Annotated in this window: 9 protein-coding genes and 1 pseudogene; 9 read left to right on the top strand and 1 reads right to left on the bottom strand. The window is 36.5% G+C overall.

Annotation, left to right across the window (positions count from 1 at the left end; translation table 11 throughout):
* Positions 1 to 5 precede the first annotated feature (5 nt).
* The 3 genes from ACP6PM_RS16055 (at position 6) to ACP6PM_RS16045 (ending at position 2790) form a co-directional block, all read left to right on the top strand.
* Complete coding sequence (locus ACP6PM_RS16055) at positions 6 to 1670, top strand: dipeptide ABC transporter ATP-binding protein (protein ID WP_426586298.1); 1665 nt, start codon at positions 6 to 8, stop codon at positions 1668 to 1670.
* A gap of 148 nt (positions 1671 to 1818) precedes the next feature.
* The gene (locus ACP6PM_RS16050; protein ID WP_426586297.1) at positions 1819 to 2199 is read left to right on the top strand and encodes an nSTAND1 domain-containing NTPase; all 381 of its coding nucleotides are present in this window, start codon (positions 1819 to 1821) and stop codon (positions 2197 to 2199) included.
* Between the two features lie 333 nt (positions 2200 to 2532).
* Positions 2533 to 2790: a nitroreductase family protein gene (locus ACP6PM_RS16045; protein WP_426586295.1), complete on the top strand. Its 258-nt coding sequence runs from the start codon at positions 2533 to 2535 to the stop codon at positions 2788 to 2790.
* Between the two features lie 192 nt (positions 2791 to 2982).
* Here ACP6PM_RS16045 and ACP6PM_RS16040 read toward each other — a convergent pair whose 3' ends face one another.
* Positions 2983 to 4200, bottom strand: a complete 1218-nt coding sequence (locus ACP6PM_RS16040) for an RNA-guided endonuclease InsQ/TnpB family protein (protein ID WP_426586293.1) — start codon at positions 4198 to 4200, stop codon at positions 2983 to 2985.
* A gap of 242 nt (positions 4201 to 4442) precedes the next feature.
* Between ACP6PM_RS16040 and glyA the strand changes: the two genes are divergently transcribed.
* The 6 genes and pseudogenes from glyA to ACP6PM_RS16010 all read left to right on the top strand — a co-directional run bounded on the left by glyA (position 4443) and on the right by ACP6PM_RS16010 (position 13158).
* On the top strand, positions 4443 to 5720 hold the full coding sequence (gene glyA / locus ACP6PM_RS16035; protein WP_426586291.1) for a serine hydroxymethyltransferase: 1278 nt from the start codon (positions 4443 to 4445) through the stop codon (positions 5718 to 5720).
* A gap of 365 nt (positions 5721 to 6085) precedes the next feature.
* Positions 6086 to 7144, top strand: a complete 1059-nt coding sequence (locus ACP6PM_RS16030) for a glycosyltransferase family 4 protein (RefSeq protein WP_426586312.1) — start codon at positions 6086 to 6088, stop codon at positions 7142 to 7144.
* 302 nt (positions 7145 to 7446) lie between these two features.
* A pseudogene (locus ACP6PM_RS16025) lies at positions 7447 to 7573 on the top strand (transposase); the annotation flags it as partial.
* Between the two features lie 1540 nt (positions 7574 to 9113).
* Positions 9114 to 9641, top strand: a complete 528-nt coding sequence (locus ACP6PM_RS16020) for a ferric reductase-like transmembrane domain-containing protein (protein ID WP_426586289.1) — start codon at positions 9114 to 9116, stop codon at positions 9639 to 9641.
* A gap of 406 nt (positions 9642 to 10047) precedes the next feature.
* A complete protein-coding gene (locus ACP6PM_RS16015; RefSeq protein WP_426586287.1) occupies positions 10048 to 11490 on the top strand; it encodes a WD40 domain-containing protein in 1443 nt (480 codons plus the stop codon).
* 1131 nt (positions 11491 to 12621) lie between these two features.
* A complete protein-coding gene (locus ACP6PM_RS16010) occupies positions 12622 to 13158 on the top strand; it encodes a calcium-binding protein (RefSeq protein WP_426586285.1) in 537 nt (178 codons plus the stop codon).
* The last annotated feature ends 596 nt before the right edge of the window (positions 13159 to 13754 follow it).

The following is a 13754-nucleotide window of genomic DNA, read 5'->3' as shown; positions in this document are numbered from 1 at the left end:
AATAAATGAATCCTTTACTGAATATAGAAAATCTACGAGTAGCTTATCCCGAAAAACATGGAAAATTTCATTGGGCAGTAAATAATGTATCCCTAAAACTTCAAGCTGGTGAAAAATTAGGATTAGTCGGAGAATCTGGATGTGGTAAATCTACCCTCGGACGTGCTGCTATGAGATTATTGCCCAAGTCAGTACAAGTTGAGGGGTCTGTTACCTTTGGGGAAAAATCTGTGTTTGGGATGAACCCCTCTCAACTGAGAAAATTTCGTGGTGAAGCAGTAGCATTAGTTTTTCAAGACCCCATGACTCGTCTCGATCCATTAATGACTATTGGGGATCATTGTTTAGAGACTATTATTGCACATCAACCCAATATATCTAAATCTCAGGCACAACAAAAATCTATAGAAACTCTTGAAGCAGTAAATATTCCTGCCAGTCGTTGGTCTCAATATCCCCATGAATTTAGTGGGGGAATGCGACAAAGGGTAGCGATCGCTTTAGCACTTCTACTTGATCCAAAATTAATAGTAGCTGATGAACCTACTACTAGCTTGGATGTAACTATAGCATCTCAAATTTTGCAGGAGCTAACTAGACTTTGCCAAGAACGTCAGACTTCCCTATTATTAATTTCCCATGATTTGGCAATGGTGGGAGAATATTGTGACCGTATTGCTGTGATGTATGGGGGTGAAATAGTAGAAATAGGTGCAATTAAACAAATTCTCCAAAATCCTCAACATGAATATACCAAATCTCTATTTGAAGCTGCTTTACATATTCAAGTAGTTGAATCTACTCCTGCTCAAATTCAACCAGAAAAATCTGAATTAACAGAAGCTCCCAAAATCCTCAAACCAATTTTGCAGGTGAAAAATTTACAGAAGCACTACACCTTAGAAAGTAATTTTATAGAGCAGTTATTATTCTCTGGAAAAAGTAAACTTATCAAAGCAGTGGATGGAGTTAACCTAGACCTCTATCCAGGGGAAATAGTAGGATTAGTGGGAGAATCTGGATGTGGCAAAAGTACCTTATCTCGGACTATTTTACAATTAATTAAATCTACTTCTGGCTCAGTCGAATTTCAAGGCAAAGACTTAACAAGTCTCTCTTTATCAGCATTACAACCCTACCGTCGCGAAATGCAAATGATATTTCAAGACCCCCTAGCGTGTCTCAACCCCATGATGACTGTTGAGCAGATAGTAGCTGACCCCCTATTTATCCATAATTTGGCTAGTGCAGAGGAAGCTAAAATTCAAGTGGAGCAAATGCTAGAAAAGGTAGGTTTGACTCCTGTAGCAGAATATGGCAAAAGATACCCCTCAGAATTATCTGGAGGACAACAACAAAGGGTAGCTATTGCCAGAGCATTAATTACTAATCCAAAACTGATTATTTGTGATGAACCTGTAAGTATGTTGGACGCTACTATTCAAACTCAAGTTTTGGAATTGATGTTGGAGTTAAAGGAAGAATTAAATTTAACGTATTTATTTATTACTCACGATTTATGGGTGGCTAGATTTATTTGTGACAGAATTGCTGTTATGAATAGTGGAAAAATTGTGGAGGAGGGGAGAACTGAGGAAATATTTAATCATCCCCAACATTCTTATACTCAGACATTGTTAAGTGCGGCACCACTGTTATCAAATGTTTAATTCTGTCAAAGCTAGGTTTTGAGCTATAAAATTTTATCTTCTTTTTTGGGTTGAACTCACACTCTTAATTATGATTCTTGTAGAATTAATTTATGAATTTATCCTACTGGCTTATTCTTCAAAAACTAGCTCTTAATTTTCAAGTTTAATGGCTGCAGAAAATGATGAAAAAGCATCAAATAACATTAATTTTACTAATCAAGACAACTCCATAAATTATGGAAACCAATATGGTATTGGTGTTCAAAATAATGTTATTGTCAATCTCAATTTTTATTTAGAAAAAGGTGATGTTAATTGTCCCTATAAGGAATCTAGTTTTCTTCCACAGGATGCTGAATATTTCTTCGGTAGAGATGAATTTTTAAAAAAACTTATTACAGCCATTGAAAACAATAATTTTATTCCAGTTTTAGGCGAATCAAAAAGTGGTAAATCTTCAGTGATTTTAGCAGGATTAATTCCGCAATTAGCAAAAGCAAAAAATTGGCTATTTACATTTTTTCGTCTAAAGCTGTCGAGGCTATAGAGAAAAATCCAAATATGAAAAAGCGAATTATCAGCGCACTTCAGTCTAGTGGCATAACTGGTTTAAAGGAAGCTGTAAATAATCCTCTATTTAATATTATGTCTTCTTTTATTGAAGGTTTTGTCGATCCATAAAGGTTTTGATTTTTCTAGAGTTTATTTACAGGATAATCTTTGTAAGGCACGTCATTAATTTACGAAGAGTTGACACAGTAAATACTTTAGAAATAATTCGACTGGTCAAATATTAGGATGACCAACATCATAAACTAATATCTATCTGCCCCATACTGAGACTTAAGGTTTTCAGTATGGGGCAGATACTTTATTCGGTATGGTTACAACTTTAGAATCAATAAATAATTACTCAAATGGTATGGCAATGCAGACCTTAATGTTAACAGCAAAAGCAATGGGTTATGATTCCTGCCCAATGATTGGTTTTGATATTGAAAAACTAGCAGAATTAATTAATTTACCCGAAGATCATGTAATGGGTGCTATGGTAGCCATTGGTAAAAAAGTTAAAGATCCTTGGCCAAAACCCGGACAATTACCATTGAGTGAGTTAGTGATTGAAAATAAATTCTAAAACTCAATTAACCATAGCTCTGCTACTGTAAACTAAATCCCTCAGCCTCACACTGAAAATCTTAAGTGCCAGTGTGGGGCATATAGTTCATAAAAATATAAATATGGCACATTCTTATTTTGCAGGTGTTACCTTAACTGGGTGTTAGCGAAGCTCCTCCGGAGGAGGCACTACAACACCACGCCAGTTGCTTCAAGTCGGGGGACCCGCCCAACGCACTGGCTCCTCTATCCCATGGTCAAAAACATTTGGGACTGCTTTTCTCATTATGTTCAAAGAACTATTCACATCAGCATTGATTAACCCTTTGCTCGCGGTACAATACAAACCTCTTTTTACTCTTTTTCCTGAAAAAGTGACTTGATTTTTCTTACCTTTTTTATAAACTGGAATCAAATCATTATCTATAAAACTTGCTTTTGACGTATAAGATTCTTCAGTAATAATTACTTTTATCCCTACCATCTCAGCTTTATAAGATAACATTTCAATTAACTTATTATAGGGGACACAGACAAAATTTTGATTGTTTCTTTTCCCTAAGTTGATATTCTGCTTCCAGCCTTCATTGTGGCCAATTATCAAAGTTCCTATTTTCTCATTAATCAGGGTATCAATAATCAAACGAGATGCTTTATGGAGATAATCATTGATTTTAAATTCTCTTTTATTAGAAAGCTTTTTTAGTCTGAGGCTTGACTGATTTTCCCGGAGTTGAGATTGCAGGAAGCTGCTAACCTTATTATAGTATTGATTGATAGATTTTAACGGTCTGCCATTTATCAAGAGCGGTTTTATTCCGGCTTGATTAAAAGTTAATGTAGCTAAATTGTTTAATCCAATATCAATACTGGCGCAACGATTTTTCTCTAGCTCGTATTGTTTTTCGCATTTCTCATAAATCACCTCAATTACATAATGGTTCAGTCTAGGGACGAGACGGACTTGTTTAATTTGTGAAGTAGGTACTAAGGTTTTTAGATGAATTCCAGTTTTACTCGGATTAATAATTCCTTGTTTAAGTTGCCTCTTGCTGATGGCTTGTGTTGTATAAACTACAATATTTCTTCCTGTCATTTTATTTTTATATCCAGGAAGACAAGGACGAGATTTAAACTTTGATGGATTCTCTTTATAAATTTCGTTCGCTGCTAAAAAACTTTTCCAGTTTCTCTCTAAAATCATCAAGATTTGTTGAGATACTTTAGCTGGCATTGCTTGATAGTATTCTTGAGATTGAAGTGTTTTTTGAAGCTGATAATAGGAAAGATAAATATTTTCAAAGATAAAAGACTGACGAACTAAATAATTAGCATAGTTATAGAGATTTTTAGACAAGAAACACAGTCGGTCAATTTCAGTATAAAACCGATGATTTTTTTGAATAATATGTCTCTCAACTAATCTCATAAATCAAGGGGTTAAAATTACTAAAGGCTCCGAGAATTTATTAATCTTTATGACTGTGATTGAGCTTTTAATTTTCAACCAGTTCCATTATACCATTAAACAGAAGGTCGAGACTTATTAAATTTTGTCAAATATTTAGTAGCTCTTTTGTACAAATCAACGAAGATATTTAACATTGTTTGACTATATACGACTATGGAACATTTACTATAGTTTTAATGTAGCCTCAAAAAATACCGAACATGACTAACACTAACTTTCTCACAGAAACAGACCCTTTAGTAGCCGAACTAATTCAAAAAGAATACGGACGGCAACAAGACCACCTAGAACTAATTGCCAGTGAAAACTTTACCTCACCAGCAGTAATGGCCGCCCAAGGTTCCGTACTAACCAACAAATATGCCGAAGGTCTCCCTGGTAAACGATACTACGGTGGCTGTGAATTTATAGACGAAATCGAACAAATAGCCATAGACCGTGCCAAAGAATTATTTGGAGCTGCCCATGCTAATGTGCAACCCCATGCTGGAGCGCAGGCCAACCTTGCCGTATTCCTCACCTTGTTACAACCAGGGGATACCATCATGGGAATGGACTTATCCCACGGCGGACATTTGACCCACGGTTCCCCGGTCAACATTTCTGGTAAATGGTTCAAAGTTCATCATTATGGTGTAAGTCAAGAAACAGAAGCTATAGATTATGACCAAGTTCTCGAACTGGCAAAGCAACATAAACCCAAACTTCTGATTTGTGGATATTCCGCCTATTCTCAGATAATTGATTTTGAAAAATTCCGGGCGATCGCCGATGAAGTTGGAGCTTATTTATTAGCAGACATTGCTCATATTGCAGGTTTAGTAGCAACAGGTCATCATCCTAACCCTATTCCTCACTGTGACGTGGTAACAACTACCACCCACAAAACTTTAAGGGGGCCACGAGGCGGTTTAATCCTTACCCGCGACCCAGAATTAGGGAAAAAATTAGACAAAGCAGTATTTCCCGGAACTCAAGGTGGTCCTTTAGAACACGTTATTGCAGGCAAAGCAGTCGCATTTGGAGAAGCTTTAAAACCAGAATTTAAGACTTATTCCGGCCAAGTTATAGAAAATGCTGCTGCCTTAGCAACCCAACTGCAAAAACGCGGATTAAAAATAGTTTCTGGTGGTACGGAAAATCACGTTATGTTAGTGGATCTAAGATCAGTAAGTATGACAGGTAAAAAAGCAGATAAATTGATGAGTGGGGTTAATATTACTGCTAATAAAAATACTGTACCTTTTGACCCAGAGTCTCCTTTTGTTACCAGTGGTCTCCGACTGGGTTCTCCAGCAATGACAAGTCGAGGGCTGAAAGCTGCTGAATTTATAGAAATAGGCGATATTATTGCTGAACGATTGCTAAATCCAGAAAATGAAGAGGTAGCTCAAAAGTGTCTAGACAGGGTAGCATCATTATGCAATGGCTTTCCTCTTTATCCTCATCTGATGGCTAAAGTTCCCAGTCTCGTCTAAAGAAGTTTGGATTTTCGGTAAATCCTAAATTGGGGATTAATTCTAGATCAAAAACTGGATAATACATAATTAGCTAATTAAAAGGCTAAATTTCACCCCAAGGTTGTATATTTAATTAGGAATTAGTAGAGACGTTCTATATAATGTCTCTACTAAATGGAGCTAACCTATTGATAAAAGTCAAATATTAAATATAGGGTAGCACTATAGTTTTAAATAATTACATTTTAGTGTGAGCGCCCAACTCTTACAAAAAAACATTTTAATTTTCTAAAATTATAACCTATTGATAGTGGCAAAATACCCTGATGATGCTAGACCAACTTAATAATTTATTATTAACTCTTAACCCTCCATTATTTCAGATACCTAATTATCTGTACCATTTAATTACCTTAGTTATTTCGACTTTACTTGTACTTTTAATTACACCAATAATCAAAAAAATTGGTCTCAGCATTGGACTTGTAGATCATCCCGGCGGTCGTAAAATTCATAAACAACCAATGGTACGTTTGGGAGGAGTTTCTATTTTTATTAGTAGTCTAATTGCTCTTTTAATTATTTGGTGGTTGGGAGGATTTATAGATACTAATGGTAATATTTTGCCGCCAGAAAAAGAGTTTGAAATCTGGGGAGTAACAGTCGGCGGTTTAGCTTTTTTTATGATTGGTTTAGCAGATGACTTGTTTGGTTTATCAGCACTATTCAGGTTATTTATGCAAATAATTGCTGCTAGTATGGCCTGGATCGTTGGAGTACATATAGAGTTTCTGACTATTCCTTTTTATGGATTAGTACATATTAACATATTAAGCTGGCCTGTAACTGTGATTTGGTTAGTAGGCATGGCAAATGCTATTAATTGGATTGATGGCGTAGATGGTTTAGCTGCTGGTGTTTCTGGTATTGCAGCTTTTGTAATGTTAATTGTTAGTATATTTATGGATCAACCAGCAGCAGCTTTAATAGCAGCAGCTTTAGCTGGTGGAACATTAGGCTTCCTCCGTTATAACTTTAATCCAGCCCAAATATTTATGGGAGATGGAGGAGCTTATTATGTAGGATTTACTCTCGCAGGAGTAGGAGTAATAGGTTTGGTAAAAACTACAGTAGTTACTTCTGTTGTTTTGCCATATCTAATTTTAGCTGTACCAATTCTAGATATGTCTGCAGTAATTCTAGGCCGTTTACGAAACGGTAAATCTCCTTTTATTGCAGATAAACGCCATCTACATCATCGTTTATTAGATGCTGGTTTATCCCAAAGATTGACAGTTTTTTTTATTTACTCACTAACACTTTGGGTAGGAAGTTTAGCCATGGCTTTTTCAGGTATTCCTAGTGGTACAATTTATGCTTTTAGTGCTACAGGATTACTTATTTATACAAGTTGGAAAGTTTGGAAACAAAAACAAGCTTAAAAGATGAATATTCAAATAAAGAATGAAGTTAGTTGAAAAAATCGTTAAGAGGCTGTTTGTCAAATAAATCTTAAGAACAGCCAGAGTTTTTAGCACTAAGCCTTCGTAATACCGTTTCACGGAAGTTAAAAGCGAGTGTGCAATTCTCAGGTCTCCTGCGGGGTGTATAAAGTGCGGAAGTAATTCCGCTTAAATCTTGGTCGTCCTGCAAGTTGACCAGCTTTATCAGGTATTAGCCAAAGTTTCCAAGCTTCAGTTAGTCTTTGTAAGTTAATTTGTTGAACTTCGTATGGATATTTCCTTCTAGGTTTTATAGGAAACCCGTACTGTGGAATGGTTCTTATTTTGTTGCTAGTTGCACCAGGTGTAACTATTGAGCAATTAAAGGAATATGTTGAACATCAATTGACACTTCCCCATAAATCATGATTATCATTCTCAGCCTCAAGCACTCTTATACCAAATCCGGTCCTGCATGCATTACCTTTTTCAAATCCCTCTCTAACCATCACCCCATCTCCCCATATACCCAAAAGGATACTCTATAAACTGGATTTAGTATTATTTACGATATACCACACTTTCTTGATGCACTAGGAAAATTTTTAACCTACATTCCGCACTTCAATTTGTAATATTAAAAGTAGTATAAAATTCTGTAGCTTGGTAAGTATTTATACTGTATCAATCATCTCCATTGACCTTTCTTAGGAGTCAAATTTTCAGTCAAATATTAAGCATAAATACTTACTGAATCGTTGACTCCTATTGACTACTATAATTTTCCTCTAAGAGACTGTTTGTAAAATAAGTATTAAGAGAACATGCGAGTGACTAAAATCTAAAAGCGGTAATACTTCAAGAGATTGAAATTTGGTAGGTAGAGAAGTATTCAGTACATATATTCCTAGATTTTTAAGCGACAAATATTTGTCTTGATTTCTTCCTCCTTATTCCCTATTCCCTATTCCCTATTCCCTGTTCCCTGTTCCCTGTTCCCTGTTCCCTGTTCCCTATCTCCTTTTTATATTTCCTTTACAAACAATCTCTAACTTCTAACTTTTAACTTTTGAATTTTGACTTGTATTTTTATGCTACATTTTGTGGTGCGGAATGTAGGTTTTATAGCGCTTTTCATTAACATAGAATACAGAGATTTTGGCTTAAAGGCACTTATGCTGAGGGCAGAAAGAAGCGGTGCGACAGACGCAAGCGGTCATATCCCGCGGGGTGCGTTAGACGCAAGCGGTGCGACCCCGCGACGACGACAGCTCACTTGCGGAACGCGCACCAAGAGAGGGAATGCTGACCAAGAGAGGGAATGCTGACCAAGAGAGACAGAAGTTTTGTAGTCTACCTTTGTGAAAACCTCTATAATATCTTGTTGCAGCTTTTATCACTTATGTATATAATAAGGCAAGCATTTATAACTTTAGTGATATTTGTCCCCTAATACCATTTTGAAAAAAGAATGTTACGAATAATAAGGGCGATAAAAAGACCTTACACTAGATTTTCCTTTGACTAATTTGACTAATAAGATAAGTTATGAACTAAGAAATGGTATCAAAGCTATTCATTCTGAGTCCTGACTCCTGAGTCCTGATGCCTAAAAAATCCTCTAGCTATTTGTAGCAAACATTTATAAAATTGCTATAATCCAGAGAAAAAAGTTGTTCAGGCTAGACTTACTAGGGGAATTGTAGCAAAACACACCTTAAAATATAGTATCAAAAGCTTATATGAGCAATGGTATTACATCGTAATTAGGGTGTTCTTTAACATAGGACTATCCAAATACGTTAGGACATCCCAGTGTCAATGTTCTGATATTCTCTGTTTCCTCACAACCCAAATTTATTGTCCTAACCAAAAAAGGTAATGCTATATATCTAAGTTTGAGCCATTTTATATTCATTGGCTCAGACCTATTCAATCAAATAAACTAAACTATCACGGAATTACAGAAATGGAAAACTTCATAATTAACACACCAAATTTTGCTAGTTATCTGGGATTTTTAGCTTTATTTGCCTATATTATTACTTTGTTACCCACAATTCTCAGAATAGTTTTTCCTGTTACTAAGAAGACCAATATACCCAAAATATTACTCAAATATCGCCGTCAAATCGGGGTTATTTCATTCTTATTAGGTGCAGCTCATGGGATTTTATTATTTATGAAAAGAAGCTTTGATGTCTTTGACCTTAAATCTTATTTAATTTATTCACAAGGAATAGTTATACTGACTATTTTTACATTATTAGCCATTACTTCTAATGACTGGAGTGTGAAAAAATTGAAAAAAAATTGGCGGAGAATGCATCAGTTAACCTACATATTAATGTTTCTATTAATGTGGCATATTAGTGAAAAAATGTTTGGGCATTGGACTTATATCACTCCATTAGGAATCATCGCTAGTCTAAGCATAACTATTTTATTCTTAATTAGAAAGTGGATAGAATACAAAAAAAACTCATTAAAAGTTTAAGTGAAATTGGCAGGTGCAACATCAGACATAACATAATTAGTTGGTAAACATTCAGCGTTCAGCTTTTCCTACGGAATGCTACGCAAATAGCTTTTGAACGTAATAACTTGACTTCGGTTAGCTGATGATATTTTTCTGAATAACTTTTAATTCTTCTGGGAAACTAATTCCTCCTGGCAAAATAATGAATTAATAACTTCACGAGGTGACGGCTGAATGCTTATACTGTTTCACGGAAATTAAAAGTCATGCATTCATGCATTAAGATTTTATAAGCTCAAAACTTTGATGCTACAGTAATTTCAGGAAATTATTTCACATAGGGAGTTTAAAACTATTTGTGACATCTTTAAAGTGAATTGGTATTACATTAGTTGATTTTTGATATGTACGTCATTGAAAAATTATGCAATCAAAACAAATTATCTGGAAATCTACCACAACAATAGCCCTAACAGCATTAATTACAGCGATAGCAACAACCCTTGTAATTAAAAGAATAGAAGGAATAAATTGGCAGCAGTTACTATCAACAAAAACAAAACAAACAAACCATCTATTAACAGAAAAAAACAAGCCTCTACAAACTTTATCAGGTCATTCAACTTGGATTTATGCAGTTGCAATTAGTTCAGATGGACAAACCCTAGCTAGTAGCAGTTATGACGGCACAATAAAAATTTGGCATTTACCTAGTGGAAAATTAATCCGTACTATTGCAGCTCACGCTGATGCTGTCGAATCTCTGGCAATCACTCCTGATGGGAAAATTCTTGTCAGTGGAAGTTGGGATGATTGTATTAAATTGTGGAATCTTAGTAATGGAAATCTTATTCGCAGTATTAATCTTAATGCTGACGATGTCAAAGCAGTTGCTATCTCTCCCAATGGAGAAATGATAGGAATTGGTAGTTATAGCGGTATTATTAAGTTACTGAGTCTAAAAACTGGAACAGAAATCTTGCGTTTACAGCATTCTAGCTCTGTAGTTTCCTTGGCTTTTAGCCCAGATGGTCAAACTTTAGCTAGTGGTGGCAAAAATGGAAAACTCAAAATGTGGGAGGTGAAAACTGGAACAGAAAAATATACTTTGACTGCTCATTCTCGACCTATTTGGGCGATCGCATATACCCCCAAGGGAAAAACTCTAGTTAGTGGCAGTCAAGATAGAAGCATAAAGCTATGGCAAGCAGAGACAGGCGAGGAAATTGGAATTTTTAATGGCCATTCAAAAGCAGTTTTGTCTGTTGCGTTCAGTCCAGATGGGGAGACTTTAGCCAGTGGTAGTTACGACAAAAAAATCCATCTGTGGCAAGTAGAAACTCAAGAACTAATCGAAACATATCAAAGTCACACTAAACCTGTTTGGTCTGTTGGTTTTAGTCCGGATGGGAAAACTTTAGCCAGTGGTAGTGCTGATGAAACAATTAAAGTATGGCCTGTCTCAGTAATAAAATCATCCCACCAGTCAAAAGTGAAAGATGATGAATGTCACGGTAGTGAGTGTAACGCCAAACCTGAGATGATTTTCAAAGAAGTTCAGGAAATAGCGAAACTAGAAGAGTTGAATCAAAAGTTGTATCAGCAAATCAATCAGAGTTGGCGAGAAACACCTAGATGGTATGAAGATTTGGAATATCGCGTTAGGGTAAATGGTGATGGGGCGATCGTTAGTTATGAAGCAATGAATCAATCTGCTAAATATTATGTTTTGGAAACTCCTCTACCCAGGTTAGTTGATTCTGCTAAGAATCAAGCTGTTTCCCAAAAGCAAAAGCAGTTTGGATTATTTAGGGTCATTTTAACCCCAACAGGCGTCTTAGAAGTTAGCCCTTGGTGGGGATGGTAGTTTTGGTTATCTGACAATCAAATAACTACTTCTGTAAACCAGGATGTATAGCAGAAGTAAGAAGTTACAGCCCCTTTCCACGAATGGTAAGGTACAGTTGAAGACTAATCTCTCTTCCCTATTTACTAAAGTGATAAAACCCAGACTCCGGACGACAAAATGTTGTATGAAAGACAGGAGACAGGAGATAATTATAGTCGTCAATAGGAGTAAGTAATTGAGTATTCATACTTAATATTTTCCTGAGAAAGGTCAATGAATAGGAGCTATATAGTATAAATATCTACTAAGTTACCTATTTTATAGTACTAGACTGACACAGCCAATTTTGTGCATTAGCTTTTTTCATAATCACCCCATCCCCCTATCCCCCCATCACCCCATCCCCCCATTTTCTAATGCACTATTTAAGCTGTGTCAGTCTACTACTGGCGTGTCTAGACTAAAATTGTGGGTGTTTGAGCGAGGACCTAGAAGACCTCTCCCCCAACCCTTCTCCTGCTCCGAGAGGGGAGAAATACTCCGCCTTCCTTACAAGGGGGTTGAGGGGTTAGGTTTTTTAACTCACATTTTCAAGCTAGACACGCCACTACTTTTAATGTTGCAAAATGAAGTGCGAAATGTGAGATAAAAATTTGTCCCACACTAAATATGAAACTGATATAAATTATTGCTGTAACTAAATTTGAGAGTTTGAGAATGTTTGCACCAGTAATGGTGACTGCTATAAATACACTCACTGGCTTTAGGGATATATAGCAATCGAAGCAAAGGACGCGACATTTCGAAATTATCAAACTTAGTCATAGATTATTTTGATTATTTTTGCCTTTTGCCTTGCACCTAGCACTATATCAAGAAAAATAATCTACAGGATTAATTCGAGAACCTAGTATATATATATAAGTGATAAGTATAACCATAAGTAATACTTTTTGATTTGATTTTATGCTAATCTTCCAAAAAATTTTTTTGATTTACCCCTTGACAAGCTCACTTTTATCACTTAAGTTATAAACAAGGCTTGAGCGATCAAACTATTCCACTAAAAGTGAGATATATATCCTAGTTTCTTGGCGATCGCGCAGACAAACCCAAAAAACCAAAATATCAAATAAGGAGAAATTAATCATGGAAGAACACGGAAATCTTCAGCCTTTTGGTCAAGAGGGCGGCTTTGGTTTTGGAAGGCCACGAAGAGGCTTTTCTCGAAGACAACAATTTTTCGATAACTTCAACCAAATACAAGGTACTGAAGAAGATGATGACCTAATAGGTACTCCAGAAAATGATGGAATCTTTGGTGACGCAGGAAACGATATACTAACTGGAGAAGCAGGAAACGATCTGCTTAATGGTGGTGATGGCAACGATATCTTAACAGGTGGCCCAGGAATGGATCGGCTTCGCGGTGGTGAGGGACTAGATACTTTTGTCTTTAACTCAGGCAGCGATATTGATTGGGTTGGAAACTTCATTGTTGGAGAAGATATCATACAACTATCTCCAGACTTAGGCTTGAGTGCAGAACAAGCTGTTAGCCAAGCTACTACCATTGCACTACCTTTTATGGATAATCGCTTTTTATCAATCCTCAGCCAGGGTGACGATACACTTGTGATCAAACATGAAGGTGAGTTGACATCTGATAGTTTCCAAATCCTTTAACCAGAAAAGTTTCGGTTCATCAATCGGGAAGCAGAAGTAGTTGACATCCTCTCCGGCCTAAAGGCGCGGAGATTCCTACCGAGCCTTAGCTCCTCGGCGGGTTGACCTTTCACAGGCTGCTGCTACTTTGGCAGTAGTCTTACGCTTGCCTCCACGTCGGTTTAATGTCTCGGACTGCCCGCCCGCGACGAATATATTTAATGCTGCGTTGGTATCGCGATCATGTTTAGGTTAAACTAAGCCAGGTAAGTTACCCTACCCGACTCGTCTTCAGAACCGGACGTGAGACTTTCACCTCATCACGGCTCCTCTCCTAGACGTTCCTTGTCATGGACACATCCTTGCTTCAGGGTCAGGGAAAACGCATCTAATTTTTTTGACAAATGACTAAGAACCCAATAATCCCCTTGGCCTCACAGGGTTACAAGCAGCTCAAAACCATTGTTGGATAAGAGTTAAAAGGATATTTAGCTAGGTCTTTATGTTTAGACTGGATTTGTGAGAATGATCATCATTCTTGTTGTTGGTGTGGGTGAGCGAAGCGATACTGTTGATGAACTTAATAAAATAGATAGATTCGCGAATATTATCCGCGA

This window comes from Dapis brunnea BLCC-M229 (assembly GCF_050015995.1).
Classification (GTDB): Bacteria; Cyanobacteriota; Cyanobacteriia; order Cyanobacteriales; family Microcoleaceae; genus Trichodesmium.
Note: the sequence above shows the minus strand (reverse complement) of the source record. Positions and strands in the feature narration are given on the sequence as shown.